Raw genomic sequence first — 18,242 nt, 5'->3', positions numbered from 1 at the left:
AACAATTTACCAGCTGAGATCGGCGCGGGGATCGAGGCTTCGCTCCGGAATCGGAGTGCCGCGGATCATCTCTCGCAACCCGGTGGCGACGTCGACTTCGGCGTTGAACATCATCGTCCGTTGCGCCTTCGACGGGTCTCCGCACGAATGCTCGATGTCCCCCGCACGCCCGTCCGCGAAATCCGGCGACGGATGGTCGGGGAAAAGGCGCTCGAAAGCAGCGATCAGATCGAGCAGCGAGGTGCGCCGCCCGGTGCAAATGTTGTGGGTGCAGGAGCCGGCCACCTTTCCCGTGGCCGCCATCACATTCGCCCGGGCGACATCATGGACCGAAACAAAATCCCGGGTCTGCCTTCCCGTCCCGTAGATCGTCACCGGTTGCCCGGCGCGAAAACGTTTCTCGAAGATCGAGATCACGCCGGAATACGGCGACGACGGATCCTGCCGGGGGCCGAAGATGTTGAAATACCGCTGACAGACGGTCGTCATTCCATAACTCCGCCCATACCCATGGATCAAGGCCTCCGAAGCGAGTTTGGCCGCGCCATACGGGCTGATCGGCGAGCGCTGGGCCCGCTCCGAAATGGGCAGATGCTTTTGGTGACCGTAAACCGCCGCCGACGAGGCGAACACGAAGCGCCCCGTTCCGGATCGCCGGGCCGCGTCCGCCATCGCGTGGGTCGCCTGCACGTTGAGCTGAAAATTCAGTTCCGGATTCTCCATGCTCTCCTGCACGCTGACCAGGGCGGCCAGATGGATCACCGCATCCGGACGGACTTGATCCAATAACGTGGCCATCCGGGCGCTGTCCGAGCAATCGGCTTCTTCGAAACGAAAAGCGTCGGAGCGAAAGGCCGCTTCCAGATTCTCCCGTCGCCCGGTGCGGAAGTTGTCCACGCCGACCACGTCGAATTCGAACCGCAGCAACCGATCCACCGTATGGCTGCCGATAAAACCGGCCGCTCCTGTTACTAAAACTTTAGCCATTCGAAATCCATTATCAGAGAAACGACCGTCGGCGCCATCCTTAACTCAATGAAACGGACGTCGTCCCTCCAAAGCACTTTTCAGCGTCACCGCATCGGCGTAAAGAACCCCGCCGCCGCTCGGCAGACCAAAACCGATCCGCGTGACCGTCACCCCTTCCTTGACCAGGCTGTCGGTGATATAATGGCAAGTCGCCTCCCCTTCCACGTCGTTCGAGAGCGCCAGGACCAACTCCGTCACTTCGCCGCTTCCCAAACGTTTCTCCAGGGCCGCCAGATTCAATTGGCCCGGCCCGACCCCGTTGATCGGCGACAGTTTTCCGAAAAGCACATGGTAACGCCCCCGGAAAGCGCCCGCCCGTTCGAAGGCAACCAAATCGGGCACGTGCTCCACCACGCAAAGGGTCCCGCTCTCCCTCCGGGGATCCGCGCAAATCGCGCAGAGCTCCTCTTCGGCGATATTGCCGCACACCGCGCAACGCCGGACCGACCGGGCCGCTTCGGCGAGCGCCTCGACCAGTTCCTCCGCCTTCCCCGGACGCTCCACCAACAAGTGCATCGCGATCCGTTCCGACGAGCGGTAACCGAGGCCCGGCAGTTGCTTCAGCAGTTTCTGAACTTTTTCGAACGCGGGCGTCACAAGAGCCAATATCCGGGCTGCGCCGGGGGGGACAACATAGAATGAAACTTCCTCGCCACTGGGAGGGATGGCATCCTGCCGTCCGCCGTCGGCGTCGTTTCAGGGTGAGGTCGGCTGGAAGCCAACCCTCCGATTTAGCCCTGCAACCCGCATGGACAGTGAAGTTTCATAAGAGAAAAAACGAGCGGCGACAACCCGAAGACCGCACTTCCCCCACGAAACCGTCGGTATCAACGGGAGATTCGGCTGCGCCCGGGCCGTTGGCGCGAGGGCCTTTCTGAATTAAAACAGACCGGGCATGCTGAAACCGGCCGTCGCCTTCTGCATTTCAGCTTCGCTGGCTTCCTTGGCCTTGGCCGCGGCCTCGCGGATCGCGGCGAGAAGGGACTCCTCCACGAACGTGCTTTCTTCTTTCAAAAACTCCGGATCGAGCTTCAAGCCGAGAAACTCGCCTTGCCCGTTCACCTTCACCTCGATCGCTCCGCCACCACTGGTGACCACGATTTCCTTATCCGCCAAGCCTTGCTGAATCGCCGCGATCTGCTGCTGCATCTTCTGGGCTTGCTTTAACATTTTTCCGACACCGGCCATATCAATATCCTTTGCAAACGTTTAATTCGGTTCCTCCAAAAATGTTTCGCCCTCCGGGCCAACCGTCAAGTTTGGAAGCGTTTATCCCTCCGCTGCTACGAAAAAAGCGCCTGGCGGCCAAAACCGGCGAGGCGCTTTGTGCTTTCGAAAAAAAATCCGACGACTATTCGTCCGGCTTGGTCTTGCGGAGACCGACCACCCGGTCGCCGTCCTTCCATTGACCGCGCTTCTGGAGGAGCTCGACACGCTCGAAACGTTTGAGGACCGTGCGCTTGGAGCTGGCGGCCGTTGAAAGGCTTTTGAAACTGTTGTGCTGCGACATGACTAAATAGCTTGAGACAATTCTCGATTTTTTGTGAAGCGGTCTTAGCTAGTCTGCTTTTGCGCCCAAATCAAGTACTTTTGTGAAATCCTTTCGACCGAGACCGCTACCCATTGCGGGTTTTCGTAAGGATGCTCGTCCATCAACCAGGCTTCGAGCGCCGCGGCCTTCTGGGCGAGGAATTTAAAGGTCACCCGGAATTCCTCCTCCCGCTGCACCGCGTCGTCCCAACGGTAAACCGACACAATCGGCCCGTCAATCTGACAACAGGCCGCCAATCCGCGCTCCACCGCCTCCGCTGCCAGTTTCTCCGCCGTTTCCCGCGAAGCCGTTGTGGTCCAACCGATCAACATAATGTTACCCTCGTCCTTTCCATTCGATTGCCTTCCCCCAACCAATCTGGCCCGAAATCAGCAAAAGTAAACGTGGATCCGACTCGCTCACTCCGCCACCACACGGAGGAATTCCGCCACCGTCGCGACAAAGCGGGGTCGGTCCTCCACATGGGGATTGTGACCGCTTTCCGGAAAGACCTCGATGCGGGCCTGGGGAAAATGCCGCCGGATCACCCCCTCGTCGCCGGGCTGCAGAAAATCGGATTTTCCCCCGACGACCCAAAGCGCCGGGCCGTCGAAACGTTCGTCATCGCCAAGCGGAGCCCGTCCGGTCTCGGCCAGGTTGCGCGCCAAACCTTCCAAATTGACCTGCCAACCGAAGGTGCCGTCGGGGCGCCGCACCAGGTTGGTCAACAAAAACTGCCGCATCGGCCACGAAGCGACCTTTTCCGCCAGCATCCGATCCGCCTCGGCCCGCGAGGTGATCCGTTCCAACGGCAGTTCCAGCAAAGCCTCGAATTCCGCGGTGTGACTCGGCTCCTTCGCCCGCGGGGAGATATCGACCACCGTGACTGACGAAAAACGATCCGGGTGCCGGCAGGCTAATTGCATCGCCGTTTTACCTCCCATGCTGTGTCCCAGCAAATGGATCCGGTCCCACCCCGCCCGGTCGAGCCAATGGAGCACATCCCCGGTCATCGCTTCAAAGTTGTGCTCCGCGCTGTGCGGCGAATCCCCATGGTTGCGCAAATCGAGCGCCACCACGTGGAAATCTTCGGCCAGCGCCCGGCCGGCCGCCAGCCAATTGCGCGACGACCCGAGCAGCCCGTGCAGCAAGGCCAGCTTCGGTTTTCCCTCCCCTCCGAAATCGCGATGAAAAAGAGGAATCATTCCGGAAGCCGCAACTCCATGCCGATCCGCAGGCTGTTTTCGTTGGCCATCACGTCGCGGTTGGCCTCGAAGATATCCCGCCAACGGGCGGTGGTCCCGTAAACTTTCCCGCTGATGTGCGACAAGGTGTCCCCCGCCACCACCGTGTAAGTCTGTTGACGAAAACCGTTCCCGGCGGCGGGCGCCTCGGCGACGGTGGAGGGCACCGATGTGCGGGGCCGGGGCGCCCCCGAAGCGAGTTGCCGTTGAACCGCCTCCCGCTCCTGCCGGACCCCTTGGAGCTCCCGCTTGAGCGCCTCGTTCTCCCGGCGCAACCGGTCGACCGTTTCCAGGAGATTGATCCGCTCGTGCTGGCTCTCCATCGGATTGGCGGGCAATTGCGCCGCGAAATCCTTCGTGGCGGTCTCGATCAATTGCCGCACATGGGGAGCCTGCTGACTGTTGGGACTGAGCTCCAAAAACTTCCGATAATGGTAAATGCTCGAAATCGGGTCTTTAATGTGGGTCCGAAAAAGTTCTCCCGCTTCCAAATGAGACTCCGGTGCGTTTCCCCGGCGCTTCTCGATCACGCTCAGGAAAGCGCTCAGCGCCTCCTGCCTTCGCCCCTCCCGCAGCAATTGTTTTCCCCGCTGGAAATTCCTCTCCTCCCGTTCCGAAATCTGCTCCAGCTGCTCCGTCGGGGAACAGCCGCCCAAAAACATGAGCCAAAACGCCGCCAGAAAAAAAACTGGAGACAGCGCGAGAATCCTGCGAGAACCGTGCTTTCGAATATTCTTCATGACAAGGGCGACCTTTAAAAGCCAACTGATGTACGACAGATGATTTGGGATTCCAAGACCGTTCTGGAAAAAGGACGAGCCTGTATTCGGGCCGAGACTGACGCGCTCGAAGCAACCAGCCGCCAATTGGGCGATTCGTTTGTGACTCTCATTGGGGAGATCGAAACGACGGTTGAGTCAAAAAACAAGGTGATCTTCACCGGGGTCGGCAAATCGGCCCATATTTGCCAGAAATTGGTCGGGACCTTCAACAGCATCGGCGCCCCCGCCACCTTCCTCGATCCAACCCAGGCCCTTCACGGCGACCTCGGACTCTGCGCCGAAGGCGACTTGGTCTTTCTGGTGAGCAACAGCGGCCAAACTGAAGAGCTCCTCCGCCTCGTCCCCCTCCTCAAACGTTTCGGCCTCAAAACCGCGACCATCACGGGTATGGCTGATTCCCCCCTCAGCCGGATCTGCGATCAGACCCTGCTCTTCGAGGTCCCCCGCGAAGCTTGCCCGCTGCAACTCGCCCCGACCGCCAGCACCACCGCCGCCATGGCCCTCGGCGACGCCCTGGCCATGGTTTACCTCGAAAAACGGGGCTTCACCCGCGACGATTTCGCCCGTTTCCATCCGGCCGGCGCCCTTGGATTGAGCCTCCTGCTCAAAGTCACCGACATCATGCGCACCGGCGATCGATTCCCCCGCCTGCCGGAAACCCGCACGGTAAAGGAAGCGATCCTCGCCATGACCCACGCCCGCGGCGGCTGCCTCGCCGTGATCGACCCGGAAACCAACCGCCTCGCTGGCGTTTTCACCGACGGTGATTTCCGCCGCTCCGCCCTCTCCGGCCCCGATTTCCTCGAGGCGCCCGTCCAACGATTCATGACCCGGCAACCGAAGACGATCCGGGCCGACCAAATGGCGGTCGAAGCGCTGAAGATTTTTGAAAAACACAACATCAACGACTTGATCGTGGTCGACGCCGACGGCCTTCCGGTCGGACTGGTCGACAATCAGGATCTTCCGAAGTTGAAAATCATGTGACCGCATCCGCCGGACCACCCATGGACCTTTCCTCCCGACTCGACCATTTCCTCGGCGCCCGCCCCGACATTTCCCGCGCCCATTTCATCGCCCCCAACGCCACCATCCTCGGCGACGTCGTCCTCGGCGACCACAGCAGCGTCTGGTATGGCGCTGTCCTCCGAGCCGACATCAACGCCATCCGCATCGGCGTCGGGTCCAATCTGCAAGACGCCGTCATCGTCCATCTCGCCGACGACGCCGGCGTCACCGTCGGAGATTACACCACGGTCGGACATCGCGCCATCCTCCACGCCTGCACGGTCGGCAACGAATGCCTGATTGGAATGGGCGCCACGATCCTCGATCACGCCGAGATCGGCGACCGCTGTATCATAGGAGCGAATACACTTGTTCCCCAAAGGATGAAAATCCCACCCGGCTCCCTGGTCTACGGCTCCCCCGCCCGCGTCGTCCGTCCCCTGTCCGACAACGAACAATTCGCCATCCGCCGCCTCGCCGACAAATACATCACCGTCGCCTCCGCCCACCGCCGCCTCGCCGCCCCCGGCGGCAAGGACGCCACCTCCCCTTAAGTCGAGGCCCGATCGCCCGAGTTTTTGGATCGTGTCGTGGCGGCGATCAATCCGGTGGCCGGAGCGCAAGCCGGTTCCGGTGGTATTATTTTGTAATTTGACGACTGACCCCAACGGCTGCTCCCTTCGGATTCATCTGACCCCTTCGGATTTATCCCCTGGCCGCGGCTGTTTCGCCCCGCCCGCTGCCCTGCCGCGGAGGCGCACAATGCCACCCTATGTCAAGTCTCGCCCCTGCCGAATGATCTCCGATCATGGCAGGCAGGATAAAGGCGGGATTGGACATAGGGTGATGTTGTGCGAGGGAGCGGCTTCCGAGTTCACCAGGGGCGAACCATCCGCGGACAGGGGGAAGGGAGGGGCGGTCGATTACGCCGTTGAGGTCCGTTTGCCGCTGCCGTGTTGGGCGTATTCAATAAATGGAGCACTTAAGCGCGTAAGCCTGACCCGTTCCGATTTCTCTGATTTGTTCCAATTTCTAAACGCTTAGGCCCGATTCCGGATCAAACCATGGGCCCAAGAAGTGCGATTACCGCCCAACCAGCAACTATGATAGCCGCAAAACGACCTAAATAGCATAGGCGAATCACGCTCTTTCGAGCGCAACTTTCACGCTCCCGCTTTAATGCACTAGACGCTAAAAAAAAACCTATTACCGGCATAACTACAGGCACCACAAATCCTAGCAACGTACATACGTAGCTACCTACTAATCTGGCCACAATACCACCTTCAGAAGCCGCCATTACTTATATTTTCCTTGGCCAGAAATCGTCCATTCAGCCCGCTGGATTACTCGATCTGGAAATATTGTCCAGCGAAATAGTTGCTGAAACCAAGCATCTCCCTCGTCGAATCCGATCCGGTCCATAACGACCAGTTTGGCGGTCCAGCCAAAGAATCCATTGTGACAAGCATAATCCAAATCTTGGCTCATAAATGTCACGTGCCCAATCAGAACCTGTACGGTATACCAATCCCGTGGGCCTCCTCCATGTCGAGTCGGTAAAAAGGTGTCCCGATATGGCGGTGCATCGCTTCGGCGGTTACAACACAAATCAACTACTAAGCTGTTCAAATAGCTAGTGGCGTTCAGATTGCGGGCGAAGAGGACTTCCTGACGGAGGACCGACTGTTGGTTGACCGTGACGGTCGCCTCCGGGTTTGCTGTGCCGAGGATGTGGACTACCCCCGGAACGTCGCGCTCTTCGTATTGATTGAGGAGATTGGGCGTGTAGGTCGTGGTGGCGAAGTTGCGGCTCGACCAGAGGCGATTGCCGATTGTATCGATATGAATTATGAGCAATGTCCCCTTCGCTCTTTCCGTGTTAACATCGAAAGACCCAGCCCGATCCCTTGTTTGCTTCCAAAAAATCAAGCCCACACTCCAAAGAGGATGTCCAACACAACAAATATGGCTAGGGAAACGAATGGCATGAACATTAGTCCTAGGCAAAATATCCAGAACAGCCTATCAATTCGTGATTTCATCAGATAAAGAAAAAGTCCTAAGCAAAAAAAGTAAGCTGATACATAGATTGCCCAAGCCACATCACCTCCTTTGGGAGTCAGCAATATGGCCATCAGGATAGAAAAGGAAGCAGAGAGAAAGAACGCGATCGACTTCATGGATTCCCTCCTTCCGCGCTGGCGCAGCATTCACCACTGCCTTCGATCTGCCATTTCGCTCGCGTTATGCTCCTCGGAGGAAAGAGCCCAGGAAGGGGAGCGGTTACTGTGCCTCCTCCTGGCAACATCGATGGCAACGTCAGTTGCGGATTACCAAAAATTGGATATTGAACGTGCGTTTCAAACCATCCTCCCCTGTCATCAAATCCTAAGCCGTCTGAAATTCGCAGGGTTGCCGTCCAGCTAAATTGATCACCGGCCCATGCAACTGTCGCAGTATCGACTATCAGCGACACGTTTCCGAGCTGAAACTGTTTGCTAAAATAGGATTGACCGGGAGGAAGCTCGCCTTTCGAAAATGGACCAACATGTGTTGGCCTTCCGACGCAGCCTGCTATAATAGCATATGTAATCTCAAGTTTTGCCCACGCTTTATATTGTTCAATTTCTGTAGCGTATTCATGTTCAAACCACGCTGTATTATCCACAAAGGCGCCGTTTGAAGGACCAAAAGGTGGTAGAAATTGCTCCAATGCAGATGGACCAGGGGGCGAAGATAGCGGGCGCGGCATGCTATCACTCCAGCCGGGCCCACCCAGAAATAACCCAAGATAATCCCATCTGCTTCCAGGATTGTTTTCGACGAACCCGTATAGATTTAATCCACCCGCTTCCCCGATAGGATCACGGCTAATCCATCGGCCGGTGCTGTGATCGAGGTAACGAAAGCCGTAATACGATAGGCCCGTCTCTGCATCTAGGTATTTGGTACTGAAGCCAAAGGGGAGTTCGTTCGCGATCCCTGTTCGGATGACGGGTTCACCAAACGGCGAGTAGTCGATGCGGCCGGCGATGGCTTGAGTGGCGGTGTTGATCCAGGCGACGACGTTTCCGTTTGCGTCGACGCTTGCGGCGAAGGTTTGGGTCGGCGTGGTCGTCCAGAGCAGGCCGCCAACTCCGCCGGCGCCTTGCATGGTACCGCTGAGGTCTAGGCCCCAGACGTGGGCGCGGACGATCTTGCCGTTGTTCAGGGCATCGCGCTCCTCAATCAGGTTCCAACCGTCGTAGAGGAAGCGAAGGTCTTTCGTGGTTTGCCAGGTAGACGATCCGGTGTCCCAAGATTTGACCACCTTTTGAATGCGGCGTCCCTGGAAGTCATACGCGAATTCGAGCCGTTGCTTGAGACCGGGGAATGTGGCGGCGATGCCCGGGAGAGTCTCCATGGCGATCAAGCGGTTTTCTCCGTCCCAAGTGTAAGTCCAGCGGCCGTCGAACTTAAGGTTGCCGTCGGCGTCGTGGTCGAAGGACTCCGGAGTTTCCAGGAGGAAGGCCCAGCGGGTTTCGTCGATCAGGTCGTTGTCGATTTCAGCTTCCACGATGATGGAAGTATGCGTCGGGGAAGCAGTGTTGTCCACCGGGATCTGACGATGGAAATCGCGGCCGGTGCGCTGGGTTGAATCGGTGTTGACGGTTACCGTGGCGGCGGGAAGGGCTTCTCCGAGGACGTCGATATAGCCGGGGACCGTGCGCTGCTCGTATTGATTGAGGAGGTTCGTGTCGGGAGTGTAGGTGGCGGTTCGACCGTCGCGCGTGGCGGTTTTCCGGTTGCCGATGTCGTCGAAGGTGTAGCCGAACGTGTAGCCCGGGAGGACGGCCGATTGCGGATCGTCGGAGAGGCGTTTGACCGCGGAGGTCACCTGTCCGAGGGGGTCATAGCCGTAGTGCCAGGCGCGGCCGTCTTCGTGTTCGACGATGGTCCGCTGGTTGGCGGCGTTGTGGGTGTAGTTGCGCAAAACGGCGGCGGAGCCGGCCACGGTGGTTTTCACCTGTTCGACCCGGCCGAGAGCGTCGAGGATCCGTTCGTGGCGGGCCCGCTCCACCCCGACCCGGCGGATAGTGGTGGATTGGTGCGCCCCGGTTCCGGGTTCATAGCCGAGGTCGGCGCGGTGGTGCCCTTCGTTGATTTGGCCGAGTCTTCCGGCTTGGTCATAGAGGTAATGGAGTTGGTAGCCGCTGTCGGTTTCGAGGCTGCGGGGCCGGTGGATCGCGTCGTGGCCGCGGTCGATCCGGCGGCCGGAGAGGAGGCCGGCGCCGGTGTAGACTTCTTCTTTCAGGGAACCGGCGAAGGTGTGGGCGCGGGTGAGCTGTCCGGCGGCGTCGGTCGTGGTTTGCAACCTTCCCATCCGGTCATAGGTGTGGGTGACGTCCGAAGTGGAATCGCTGTAGGTCACGGTCCAGAGATCACCCGCGTTGTTGTAGGCATAGTCGGTGGTGACGCCCCGGGCCCAGGTCCGTTGTTGGAGGCGGCCGGACGGCCAGTATTGGTAGGTCGGACCGGCGGTCGGGCCGTGGTAGGTCTTCCCGGTGAGCCAGCCGCGCTGGGGATGGTAGGTCCAGGTGGTTTCGGCCGTGGTGCCAGAATCCTGCCAGGTGGTCATTTTGGTGCGACGCCCCTGCCGGTCATATTCGTATTCAACCGGGTAGGTCCGGGAGCCGGAAACTTTGCGGGCTTCGCCGGTGGGCCAGTAAGTTGTTTCGGTTTCGGTGAGATCCGGATGGATGACTTTGACGGTCCAGCCGCGGGCGTTGTATTCGTAGGCGGTGGTCTGGGTGCCGTCGCCCGGGTCGGGGGTGGTGACGGTTTCGAGCCGGTCGTCCAGATGATAGGTGAAAACGGTGGTGCCGCGGGCAGTCGTCGACGTCTGGAGGCGGCCGTAAAGGTCGTAGGTGAAGGTTTCGACCGATGCGATTTCGCCGTCGGAGGCTTTCCGGGTTTCACTCATCAGACGGGTTCCCAGGTAGGTCCGGACAAGTTTCGTCCGGTCGGGGAAGGTGGTGGTTTCGGTCCGTTGGCCCGACGGGTCGATGGAGGTCGCGGTATGGGTTGACGTCCCGTGGCGGATTTCCCAGGTCTGGGTTCCGTCGACCGAGACGTCGACCAGGGAAACCGTTTCGGGATCGGCGCCGGGGCCGGTCCAGGCTTGGGTGATGGTCCGCCGGACCACCTGTCCGGCCCGGGTCGCGGCGGTGGTGGTGGAACGGGTGATCCGGTCGTCGCCGCCGTAATCGATGACGCCGTCGCGGTCGAGGTCGACGGCCGTAACCCGCCATTCCCGCCAGATGCTGCCGATCTGTTCCCAGGTGATTTCCGGGAAAGCGAGCGGGTTGTTCGGATCGGCTTCGCCTTCGACAGGGATCAGGATTGGTTCTTCGTTCCAGACGGAATCGAAGAGGTGCTGGACGCCGTCGGGATCGGTCTGGCGGATCAGGCGGCCCGCCGAATCGTATTCCCATTCGGACCGCGCCGCATCCGGGTGTGTGACGCCCAGACGCTGTCCCCGCAGGTTCGTGACCGTGTCGGTCCATTCAGTTTCGGCGCCGTTGTTTCCGACGCGGATCTCGCGGATTTCGCGTCCGTCGTCGTGCGATTCGTAAGACCACTTCGTGACGAGGAGGCCGTTTCGGTGGAACTCCAATGGCGTGCCGTCCCCGGCGGTGACCGTCAGTTCTTCCAATGCGTAGGAAGCATCGGTGGCCGGATGCGTGATCGTGCGATGCCATTTGCCGGAAACGACCTTGTCTTCGAATTCGGTTTTGAAACCCCGGGCGTCGATACGGGAGACGAGTCGTCCGGCCAAGTCATATTCAAGGCTCTCGACGAGTCGTTCCGAGCCGTCGGAAGCGCGAATCCAGGTTTTTCGGATTCGGTTCAGCCCGTCCAATTCGCTGCGGCGGCCGGAAATGAAACCGCCGGTCGCTGTCCGGATTTCTTCGCCGACCTCGCGGTTCAAGTCGTCATAGAGGATGGTCCGGGTGAGCCCGTCCACGGTGACGGATTCCAATGTTCCGCAGCACTCCGAGTAGACCCGGGTTTCGACGCTCCCGTTGCGATCGATTTCCGTCGGGCTCCCAAGGAGCGGATGCCGGAGTATTACCGCTTCCTCCGAGGTATCCAATTCGGTCGCGATGTCGGTTTCCGTTCGGGAAACCCATCGGCCGTTGGCGTCCGTCACGTTGGTGGTGCGGGTGCCGGCCACGAACACGCCTTCGATTTCGTCGAAGCGGCCGCGTTGATGGATCGTGGTCCGCCCGCCTTCTCCGGTCTCGCCGTAAATCCAGGAAACGGTCGTTCCGTCGGGATGGAATTCCCAAGCCGTGCGGCCCGCCCATTGGCCCGCCCGATGAACGTAGCGGACGGTCACCCGCTGGTTCGGCGAGTTCCAAGCGGTCGCGATGGCGGCCGTGGGCTCGCGGGTCTCTTCCTTCTTGAAGGCTTCCCCTTTGAAAGTGACCGGCTTGCTGTAGGTGATGGTATGGGAAACCCGGTTAGTCGCGAAAGGATCGACGAGGGTCCGGCTGGTCCGCAGTCGCTCGTCTTTTCCATCGCCATCCAGATCCGAAAGGATGGAGTTCGTCCGACTCGCGTCGACCCAAGTCCCATCGACGTATTCCCGGCTCGTATAAGTGTTGCCTGTCCCGGAGGCGACCCAATCGCTCGCCCAGTAAAGAACGCTTGTCCCGACCCGATATTCCTGATCATATTCGTAGGAGGCGCTGGTCACGAGGCCTTCCACAATATTTCCGGATGTGTCGAGCCTCACGTCTTCCTCCAATTTCAAGCGATCGTTGGTCCACCGCCAAATCTGTCGCGTCGAAGAAAGCAGGCCGTAGGTCGTGTCCGAGACCGTACGCAGTTCGACCACGGCGCCGTTGGCCGCGAAGGTGTGGTAGGTTTCAATCACTCCCTCACGGATCATCGCGATCCCCCCTCCGGCATTGGGGACGAAATCCCAAGTGCTGTCCGCCCCGCGTCCCGTGCGTTCGATCCGGATCGCCGGGGCGATCGCGCCGGGGGCCACTTCCCATTCGGTATGGGCGGTTCCGGACGGAGCGACGATTGGGTTTTCCGGATCGTAATTGCCACCGGCCGAGGCCTCGTAGAAGCGGATCCGCATTCCCGGCGACAGCGCGGTCACGTCCACAAAGGCGCCGGGCGCGCGGATCTGACGAACAACGCCGTTTTGACGGATCACCCTCACTTCATTTTCCCAAGCGGTCGAAGCGCCGGAGAAAATCACCAGTTTCGCCGGGTCCAGGAGGTCGCCGCTGAGATCCGGCGAACTCAAACCGATTGCCCCGGCCGGTTTGCCGTCGGAGAGTTGGCCCAAGCTGACGTTTAAAGACACCGACCCTAAAGCCGCGGTGCCCGAACCTGGCAGACCGCCCCCATGGCCATCTCCGCCGCAGGCGGTTTCGCAACCGCTGGCGAAAGGGATCAGTCGCGGAGCGATGGCCAGCCATCCTTCAGTATCGAGATTCGTCGCACCATATTTCGCAGCCTGAGATACATCGGTGATCAATTCGAATCCTTCGCCGGTCGGGTAAATTTCGGAGGTCGGTTCATTCGGTAACGGCAGATCGACAAAGTCGGACCATCCGCTCTCGTCGATAGTCACCATCACGGGCTCTTGGGGAAGGAGTTCGTTGTGAGTCACCGAGATGGAACCGCCCCAATCAGAAGGGAGGTTGTCCCCCTGTTCCCCGCTCGAGCTACTGCGGGTCAGTGTCGGCGTGAACTTCCCGATCGTGTAATGAAGCATATAAACCCCGGGGCATCCTTTGACTCGAAACCGTCCGGTTTGCTCCGCCCACGCGTAATCGGCGAAAGTGAATGGATAAACATTTGACGCCGTGACGTCTTCGCAGGAAGTCGCCACCCGGCTCGAAGTCCATGCGACACGGTGGATGTTCGTATGAAAGGAAGTCCTGTCCAACCCGGACAAAAAACTCCAACCCGTGGATGGTTCGAACGGAACCGGAAAGGCCCGGCGGTTGCGAGCGGTGAACGGATACTCGTTTTCCAGTTCCGCCCGCGCCCAGTTTCTTGATCGGGTCGAGGCCCCTACGCAATCGCCGCAATCCTGCTCTCCGGAGATGGCGGTGACGTCGATTTCCGTCGGTGCGGGAATATAACTGAAAATTTCTCCCGTCTCGAACGACTCGACGAACGATACGGTGGGATTCGATACTACCCAATAAGTGACTCCATAAGCGCTTGTGTGCAAGACTAACTCCGGTTCGGAACAATCGAAAATCGTCGTGCTATGGCCGAACAATCCGGACAGATAAAGAATTCCTTCGGTATGTCCGGTGAACGCTTCAAAGCCCGCCCACTCTCCCCGGAATCCGCTCGCTTCAAATTGAATCGAATTTTCCGGATCGTCTTCGGCAAGCGCGCGCAGGACGACGGAATGTTTTAAACCGGCCGGAAAAACGGTCGCCAGAGGAAGGAAGACCGCCAACGATCCGATGAAGAGCCTACGACAAAGTGTCATGATAGATCGGCTGTTTTGAAATACGCAAAGGGATACGGGGAAACTTTATGGTGAATAAACGATCAACCCGGCGGCGTTCGCCGTCGCCGGATCTTCGCCCCCTTCGAGGGAGAGTTGCCAGAGCTCCCAGTAGGTGAGCGCGCTGCCGTCGGGGGAAAGACCGGTGTAATCGGCGAAGGGGTCGAGCCCGTTCTCCAGTTTCCAACCGCTGGGGATACCGTCGCCGCCGAAAACCGAGAGATAGGGATCCGGGGCGAACATGTCGGTGAAACGGAGACGGAAGAATCCCCGGCCGGGATCTCCGGCGAGGTGGAAACCCCAGATGATCTCGTCGTCGAAACCTTGTTCGATCAACGGGACGTAATGCCAGCCGGAGGTGAGATCCGGACTGAACTGGATGAAGTAAGTGTGATCGAGTGCACCCTGCCAGGAGAGGTGGAACGCGTCGGTGCCGGGATCATGGAACATCGTCAGCTTTTCGTTGGGCGGAGCGGCTGCGAGCGCGAGAGTGGAAGCGGTCCAGAGGAAGGCGGCGCTTGCCGTCGGCCGGACGAAGAGGAGGACCCGAATCGAAAAGGGGATTTGATTCATTGGATGCCGGAAGTTCAGTGTTGTCAGCGTGAGGATGCGGTGCCGCTGCGGACCGGGAAAAAATTGATGACGGTCTCTTGCGGGGGAGCCGGGTTCTCCAGACGATACCGTTCCTCCGCGGCGCGTAAAGCGGCCGCCCGTTGGGCTTGGAGAGCGTATTCAGTTTCGTGTTCCAAATAATGCCGGTGAAGTTCGTCGAGCCCTTCCAACAATCCGGGAGGAAGGTCGGTTTCCGGATCGGCGTAGACCACGTATTCGGGAGCGCCCGACGAAAAAAGCGAAGCGGGTTCGAAAGAGCTGTTTGACTCGGTCCGGGTGACGAGACTCAAAAAGTTGAAAATCGCTTCTTTCGTGGACAAGGTCTTTATCGCCGGAACATGGCCGAACGCCACATTGCTCAGAACGGTGATACCTTCGGATTGCGGCGCAACCTCGATTTCCGTGATCCCGTCGCCGTAAACGGTGACGAAAAGCGTGAAATTCCGAAACGGCCGGATTAGAGCGGTCTTCCCCTCCGGCTCCGCTTCACCCGGGTTCGGTTCCGCCGTCGCGACCCTGGGCGCCGACCACGCTTCCGGAGTAGCGATCCGCCGGAAAACCGTCCGACGACCGCCTTGCTCGACGATTTGCGCGTGGATGGCCGGAACCTCCAGTAATTCCGCCCGTCGTTCCGCGTCATATTCGGCCCGAACCGCCATTTCCGCGGCGACAATCGCGTCGGCCTCCGCGTCGGACAATTCCACCGCCGCTTGAGCGGATACCAGCAGAGTAAGGAGGCCCATGGAAAGGGAACTGTAAGAGAAAACAGCTGTGATGAAGGTCATTTTCGATTGAGGGGGTCCGGCAAAAAGTAATTTGTCAATATCGGAGCTAAAAACTTTTTCGGTCAAGCACTATCTTTTGATCGGTGTTTGTTTTCCAGTCCCTCCTTTAAACTCCGTGAGTGTCACGCTCATCAGAATTGCTATGTCGTAATTTGAGACTTCTCCGCGACAAGCATCAACTGACGCAAGAACAAGCAGCCGCTGTGATTGGGATGGAGTATAAATACTATCAGCACATCGAAACCGGACGGCGCTCGCGAATTCGATTGGATACTTTAGACAAACTGGCGAATGGGTATGGTCTGAGTGGTTCAGAACTTATTGCCGAAACTCTTCCCGAATCTCGCATCCAACCCGCAGGAGAACATCTTCCCGCTTCTTCGAAAAAACAGCGCAAATAGGTTCACGCCTCGCGTGCCTGGCGCTTCCATCCGGCGTTAAAACTCCAAACCGTGGAGGCGGCCTTCCATTTCGACGTTCCGGATCATCCATTCGCCGTCGGATTTGATCCACTCGACCAAAAACTCCCGGCGCTCCCGGCCGCTCTCCCCGCCGAGGGTCACTTGACCGTCGACTTCGAGGTTCATCCGGGCGCTCAAGCCGTCATCCGCCACGGTCAGATTGTTGCGCACGATCCGAATCGCGACGGTTTGGGCCGACTGGCGGGCTTGGACGATCAGCGATTGCAACTCGTTCCGATCATTCACCACCGGCAAAGGCGGGCCGAGGTCGATCTGCATCTCTTCCGCGAAAAAACCGGCTATCTCCCGGGCGGCGGCAACCACCACGAAAAAGGACTCGTCCCCTTCTTTCTCTGCCAATTCGACAATCCGGTCGAGGTTGCGGTTGATGATAGCGGCGTCTTCGTCGCCGAAAAACAGAAAATACACCCCGACGCCGAGAAGAACCAGGCCGAGCACGGTCAAGAAAATGGGATTGCGAAACATCGTTTTGAATTAAGCCCGCGGATGCGCTTGTCGATATACCTCCTTGAGGCGTTCGATCGAAACATGGGTGTAAATCTGGGTGGTGGCAAGATTCGCGTGTCCCAATAATTCCTGGACGAGACGCAGTTGAGCCCCGTTGTTCAACAGATGGGTCGCGTAAGAATGACGGACCTTGTGCGGCGAAAGATCGAGAGGAAGGTCCGCCAAGGCCAGATATCGTTTCATTTTCAACTGAATGTAACGCGGGTAGAGACGCTGGCCTTTTTCGTTCGCCAATACCGGATCCGAAAAACCGGTGGTGCGGGCGTGATCCCGCTTGAACGTTTCCAGGCAGGCCATCGCGACTTTCCCCAGAGGACAGAGTCGCTCCTTGTTTCCTTTGCCCCGCACCCGAGCGACCCCGCTTCGCAAATCGATCTGACCGTAATCGAGCGAGACGAGCTCGCTCACGCGGAAGCCTCCACCATAGAGCAACTCCAACATCAGCCGGTCGCGCCAGGCGGTGAAGGGGTCGCACGCCTCGTTCTCCAACAACAGCATCGGCCCGGCCAGGAGTTTTTTCATTTGGGCCTCGGTCAGAAATTTAGGCAACGGTTTGTCGAGTTTAGGCAGAACCAGACCGGTGAAGGGATTCTTCGAGACCCAATTTTTCCGCATGGCGAAACGGAAAAACGCCCGGACGCCCGACACATGGTTATGCAAGGTCCGCCGGGCCACTTCCCGTTGTTTTTCGATCAAAAATCCGCGGATCCGGGTGGCGTTGATCTCCTCCAACGTGCCTCCCCACCGGCCGTCTCCGCGCAGCCAAACGAAAAAGGAGACGACCGCCGCCTGGTAATTTCGCACGGTGTAGCCTGAATACCGCCGCTCCTTCGCCAGATAGTCGACGAACGCGGGGAGCCATTCGACTTCCGGGGCCGCCTTCGCCTCTAATTCCGTCGCCTGCCCGTCGCCGCTCATGGTTTGGGAGTCCGGCCGATCGCCATCACCCGGTTGGCCACCTGGGTCAATACCCGGTCGTGCTGGTGAGCCTCCGGATCGAGCCGCTCCAAAACTTTCCAAAAACGAGTCGAGTGGTTCATCTCCACCAAATGGGCCAACTCGTGCAGGATCACGTAGTCCTTGATTTCCGGCGCCAACAATAGGAGGCGCCAATTGAGCGAGACATTCCGCTTCACCGAACACGACCCCCAGCGGCTGATCTGGTCGCGCACGCTCACGCCGTTGACCCTAAACGCGTGGCGGGCCGCCAGGGCCATCGTCCGACGGGCCAAAGTCGCCGAAGCAAACTGGCGGATCAAATCCTTCAACCCGGTCTCGCCATCGCGGTCGGGATCGAAGCCGACCGCCACCCGCCCGACCCGTCGATCGAACCGCAGAAACGCCCCCTCCCCTCCCGCCGTCTCCGACCAATCGATCGGGACCCTCCGCCCCTCCACCGCGAGAAAACCGGTCGAACGGAGATAACGGGAAAGCGTTTCCGTCGGATCCTTGGCGAAGAGATGCCGGCGCAACCATTCCGTTTTCGTCTTCATGAAACGAAGGCCCCGTTCGGTCGCGCACCCGCTTGGCAGCGTGAGCACGACTTCGTTGAAACGGTTAATGGTGAGCCGCATGTAGCGTGCCCGCCGCGAGCGGTTCAAACGGTAAGTGACCGACAGCGTCCCCTGCTCGGAATCGAGCCGCAAGACTCCTTTGTCCAACAACTGAATCGCTGGTTGAGGACTGGCCCGTCGTTTGTTCATTGATTGAAATGGATGGATTCCGC

At 59.1% G+C, this 18,242-nt stretch carries 17 protein-coding genes; 3 read left to right on the top strand and 14 right to left on the bottom strand.

Annotation, left to right across the window (positions count from 1 at the left end; genetic code table 11):
- Positions 1–6: 6 nt before the first annotated feature.
- The 7 genes from ACWUI2_RS17960 to ACWUI2_RS17930 form a co-directional block, all read right to left on the bottom strand.
- Entirely contained in the window at positions 7–987 is a 981-nt protein-coding gene (locus ACWUI2_RS17960) for an NAD-dependent epimerase/dehydratase family protein (protein WP_486984228.1), read from the bottom strand.
- Positions 988–1,032: 45 nt separating this feature from the next.
- On the bottom strand, positions 1,033–1,626 hold the full coding sequence (gene recR / locus ACWUI2_RS17955) for a recombination mediator RecR (protein ID WP_486984227.1): 594 nt from the start codon (positions 1,624–1,626) through the stop codon (positions 1,033–1,035).
- A 282-nt stretch (positions 1,627–1,908) separates the two neighbouring features.
- Positions 1,909–2,223: a YbaB/EbfC family nucleoid-associated protein gene (locus ACWUI2_RS17950; RefSeq protein ID WP_486985077.1), complete on the bottom strand. Its 315-nt coding sequence runs from the start codon at positions 2,221–2,223 to the stop codon at positions 1,909–1,911.
- 157 nt (positions 2,224–2,380) lie between these two features.
- Positions 2,381–2,539: a small basic protein gene (locus tag ACWUI2_RS17945; RefSeq protein ID WP_486984226.1), complete on the bottom strand. Its 159-nt coding sequence runs from the start codon at positions 2,537–2,539 to the stop codon at positions 2,381–2,383.
- A gap of 44 nt (positions 2,540–2,583) precedes the next feature.
- Positions 2,584–2,892 (bottom strand): divalent-cation tolerance protein CutA, encoded by a 309-nt coding sequence (gene cutA, locus ACWUI2_RS17940; protein ID WP_486984225.1) that lies wholly within the window; start codon positions 2,890–2,892, stop codon positions 2,584–2,586.
- Between the two features lie 87 nt (positions 2,893–2,979).
- Complete coding sequence (locus ACWUI2_RS17935; protein WP_486984224.1) at positions 2,980–3,765, bottom strand: alpha/beta fold hydrolase; 786 nt, start codon at positions 3,763–3,765, stop codon at positions 2,980–2,982.
- Entirely contained in the window at positions 3,762–4,544 is a 783-nt protein-coding gene (locus ACWUI2_RS17930; RefSeq protein WP_486984223.1) for a Cell division protein CpoB, read from the bottom strand. Before ACWUI2_RS17930 ends, ACWUI2_RS17935 begins: the two co-directional genes overlap by 4 nt.
- A gap of 39 nt (positions 4,545–4,583) precedes the next feature.
- Between ACWUI2_RS17930 and ACWUI2_RS17925 the strand changes: the two genes are divergently transcribed.
- Both ACWUI2_RS17925 and ACWUI2_RS17920 read left to right on the top strand, forming a co-directional pair.
- Positions 4,584–5,573: a KpsF/GutQ family sugar-phosphate isomerase gene (locus tag ACWUI2_RS17925; protein ID WP_486984222.1), complete on the top strand. Its 990-nt coding sequence runs from the start codon at positions 4,584–4,586 to the stop codon at positions 5,571–5,573.
- A 20-nt stretch (positions 5,574–5,593) separates the two neighbouring features.
- A complete protein-coding gene (locus ACWUI2_RS17920) occupies positions 5,594–6,148 on the top strand; it encodes a gamma carbonic anhydrase family protein (RefSeq protein ID WP_486984221.1) in 555 nt (184 codons plus the stop codon).
- Between the two features lie 745 nt (positions 6,149–6,893).
- Here ACWUI2_RS17920 and ACWUI2_RS17915 read toward each other — a convergent pair.
- The 4 genes from ACWUI2_RS17915 to ACWUI2_RS17900 form a co-directional block, all read right to left on the bottom strand.
- A complete protein-coding gene (locus ACWUI2_RS17915; RefSeq protein WP_486984220.1) occupies positions 6,894–7,454 on the bottom strand; it encodes a hypothetical protein in 561 nt (186 codons plus the stop codon).
- Between the two features lie 319 nt (positions 7,455–7,773).
- Positions 7,774–14,112: an RHS repeat domain-containing protein gene (locus tag ACWUI2_RS17910; protein WP_486984219.1), complete on the bottom strand. Its 6,339-nt coding sequence runs from the start codon at positions 14,110–14,112 to the stop codon at positions 7,774–7,776.
- Between the two features lie 45 nt (positions 14,113–14,157).
- Positions 14,158–14,703: a hypothetical protein gene (locus tag ACWUI2_RS17905; protein WP_486984218.1), complete on the bottom strand. Its 546-nt coding sequence runs from the start codon at positions 14,701–14,703 to the stop codon at positions 14,158–14,160.
- Between the two features lie 23 nt (positions 14,704–14,726).
- A complete protein-coding gene (locus ACWUI2_RS17900; RefSeq protein ID WP_486984217.1) occupies positions 14,727–15,485 on the bottom strand; it encodes a hypothetical protein in 759 nt (252 codons plus the stop codon).
- Between the two features lie 161 nt (positions 15,486–15,646).
- On the opposite strand from ACWUI2_RS17900, the gene ACWUI2_RS17895 reads away from it, so the two are divergent.
- Entirely contained in the window at positions 15,647–15,928 is a 282-nt protein-coding gene (locus ACWUI2_RS17895) for a helix-turn-helix domain-containing protein (protein WP_486984216.1), read from the top strand.
- Between the two features lie 36 nt (positions 15,929–15,964).
- Here the strand turns inward: ACWUI2_RS17895 and ACWUI2_RS17890 are convergent, their stop codons facing one another.
- From ACWUI2_RS17890 to ACWUI2_RS17880, 3 genes are read right to left on the bottom strand one after another with little or no spacing between them, the layout of a single operon-like run.
- Positions 15,965–16,474, bottom strand: coding sequence for a hypothetical protein (locus ACWUI2_RS17890; protein ID WP_486984215.1), 510 nt, complete (start codon positions 16,472–16,474; stop codon positions 15,965–15,967).
- A gap of 9 nt (positions 16,475–16,483) precedes the next feature.
- Positions 16,484–17,434: a tyrosine-type recombinase/integrase gene (locus ACWUI2_RS17885; RefSeq protein ID WP_486984214.1), complete on the bottom strand. Its 951-nt coding sequence runs from the start codon at positions 17,432–17,434 to the stop codon at positions 16,484–16,486.
- Complete coding sequence (locus tag ACWUI2_RS17880) at positions 17,431–18,219, bottom strand: M48 family metallopeptidase (RefSeq protein WP_486984213.1); 789 nt, start codon at positions 18,217–18,219, stop codon at positions 17,431–17,433. Before ACWUI2_RS17880 ends, ACWUI2_RS17885 begins: the two co-directional genes overlap by 4 nt.
- Between the last annotated feature and the right edge of the window lie 23 nt (positions 18,220–18,242).

It is taken from the genome of Verruconatronum alginivorum (assembly GCF_056590205.1).
Note: the sequence above shows the minus strand (reverse complement) of the source record. Positions and strands in the feature narration are given on the sequence as shown.

Excerpts from the sequence above, each read along its gene's own strand:
- ACWUI2_RS17900 (WP_486984217.1), bottom strand. The coding sequence starts at position 15,485 with ATGGGCCTCCTTACTCTGCTGGTATCCGCTCAAGCGGCGGTGGAATTG.
- ACWUI2_RS17890 (WP_486984215.1), bottom strand. The coding sequence starts at position 16,474 with ATGTTTCGCAATCCCATTTTCTTGACCGTGCTCGGCCTGGTTCTTCTC.
- ACWUI2_RS17920 (WP_486984221.1), top strand. The coding sequence starts at position 5,594 with ATGGACCTTTCCTCCCGACTCGACCATTTCCTCGGCGCCCGCCCCGAC.
- ACWUI2_RS17930 (WP_486984223.1), bottom strand. The coding sequence starts at position 4,544 with ATGAAGAATATTCGAAAGCACGGTTCTCGCAGGATTCTCGCGCTGTCT.
- ACWUI2_RS17885 (WP_486984214.1), bottom strand. The coding sequence starts at position 17,434 with ATGAGCGGCGACGGGCAGGCGACGGAATTAGAGGCGAAGGCGGCCCCG.
- ACWUI2_RS17880 (WP_486984213.1), bottom strand. The coding sequence starts at position 18,219 with ATGAACAAACGACGGGCCAGTCCTCAACCAGCGATTCAGTTGTTGGAC.
- ACWUI2_RS17945 (WP_486984226.1), bottom strand. The coding sequence starts at position 2,539 with ATGTCGCAGCACAACAGTTTCAAAAGCCTTTCAACGGCCGCCAGCTCC.
- ACWUI2_RS17905 (WP_486984218.1), bottom strand. The coding sequence starts at position 14,703 with ATGAATCAAATCCCCTTTTCGATTCGGGTCCTCCTCTTCGTCCGGCCG.
- ACWUI2_RS17925 (WP_486984222.1), top strand. The coding sequence starts at position 4,584 with ATGATTTGGGATTCCAAGACCGTTCTGGAAAAAGGACGAGCCTGTATT.
- ACWUI2_RS17910 (WP_486984219.1), bottom strand. The coding sequence starts at position 14,112 with ATGACACTTTGTCGTAGGCTCTTCATCGGATCGTTGGCGGTCTTCCTT.
- cutA (WP_486984225.1), bottom strand. The coding sequence starts at position 2,892 with ATGTTGATCGGTTGGACCACAACGGCTTCGCGGGAAACGGCGGAGAAA.
- ACWUI2_RS17935 (WP_486984224.1), bottom strand. The coding sequence starts at position 3,765 with ATGATTCCTCTTTTTCATCGCGATTTCGGAGGGGAGGGAAAACCGAAG.
- ACWUI2_RS17960 (WP_486984228.1), bottom strand. The coding sequence starts at position 987 with ATGGCTAAAGTTTTAGTAACAGGAGCGGCCGGTTTTATCGGCAGCCAT.